The sequence below is a fragment of the Alicyclobacillus sendaiensis NBRC 100866 genome (genome assembly GCF_001552675.1).
Classification (GTDB): Bacteria; Bacillota; Bacilli; order Alicyclobacillales; family Alicyclobacillaceae; genus Alicyclobacillus; species Alicyclobacillus sendaiensis.
The window spans coordinates 1-1523 of the sequence record NZ_BCRQ01000127.1; the positions used below are offsets into that span (position 1 = coordinate 1).

At 53.8% G+C, this 1523-nt stretch carries 1 protein-coding gene; it reads right to left on the reverse strand.

The features are described from left to right. Window positions 1–17: 17 nt before the first annotated feature. Entirely contained in the window at window positions 18–1379 is a 1362-nt protein-coding gene (locus tag AS26_RS13525) for an IS4 family transposase (RefSeq protein ID WP_062310644.1), read from the reverse strand. Window positions 1380–1523 lie beyond the last annotated feature (144 nt).

Sequence of the window (1523 nt, forward strand, 5' to 3'; positions counted from 1 at the left end):
ACTCAAGTTTCGCACCCTCAAGCAGCCAACTTTTCCTTGATTGGCCTGGGCAAACGGTTGATAAACTGCTGTATAACGTCCTCGGTAACGACGCTGCAGTCGGACAGTGCCGCCTGTAGAGCTGCTCTGAGTAGATCCAGGAGCAGGCGCAGAGCGTCGGCAAATCGGATGTCATCGATTTCGTCGCAGCAATCGAAGAATAGGGCACCAATGGTCCTGAGATCCTGGGCCTCTCTGGAGGCAACCGACAGCATGATGTAGCGGGCGAACACGATGGTTGTGTGGGCGAACATCTGGTCATACGTACGCCCCTGCAGTTCTTTGGCCAATCTCAGATACGATTTGCTGACCTTGAAAAACGTCTCGATGCCCCACCGTTTTCCATAGATGCGGATGATCTCCTCGTCACTCAAGTTGGTGTTCGTGGACAGCAGAGCCAGCCACTGACGGGAGCGATTCCGGTCCCGAACGAACACGACCTTGGCTTGCACTGGCTGGTCGTTTTCGTCATGGCCCAGTTGCACAGTGACGGAGGCCAGAACCTTGGCCCTGCCTCTGCGCTTACGGACGGATCGGTACAACTGGGAAAGCGTCAGCCTCTGGCCGTCATGGCCGTACCGGACATTGGGCATGTCCTTGAGCATGCATATCACGTGTACGGAGTGTCCGAGTGCCCGGATGATGGTCGATGGGTAGGCGAACCAACTGTCGAACAACAGGTACTTTGCTGAAATCCCCATCGCCTGAGCTTGACTGAGTAGCTGGAAAACAACGTCGGTAGCCTTACACATAGCCTCCTGGCGACGCTTGTAACCGCACGTGCGCTTGTCGACGGAGTCGTTGATGGGACAAAGACGATTCCGCTCATTCTCGGAACTGAGCAGTGAGAAACACAAAGGCACAAATGAGTTGCCATCGGACCATCCCAGCGTCAGCATGCGGAACCCTCGAACAAACGTGTGCGAGACGTGGTCATACACCCTGGCCAGCAGCTCCACCTTCTTACTGCGGCTACGGCTGAACAGAGAGTCATCGATGATGAATACATCTGCCCGTTCTTCGGACGTCAAACGGGCGAAACGACGCACCACCTCAGCGCTCAGCAGTAACAGGAACCGGCGCCAGTTGTGCCGAGGCGAATTCAGGAACCGATAAACCGTGTCCTTGCCGACTGGGTCTGTGGTCGGTTGTTCCAAAAACCGTTTGAGACTCCGCTGATGAAACACGAGAGTGAACAGAAGTTGAAACAGTTCGAGTACAGGTACACCGGCCTGCTTGGTGATATTGGATTGACGGAGCAATCTCCCAATACGGAAGTTCTTCAAGAACCTGGTTACTGTAGATTGTAGTTGATCTTGGTGCTGACAATCACGTACCATGTAGGAAACATCCTCGCTTTCCAGTAGACCAGTTGGTTTGGCGACCTTAGTCTACCAGAAAAACGAGGGTGTTTTTACTTTTGCAGCGCCCGAACCCCCTGTAAAATCAACGGATTATGGTCGATTCAGGGGTGCGAAACTTGA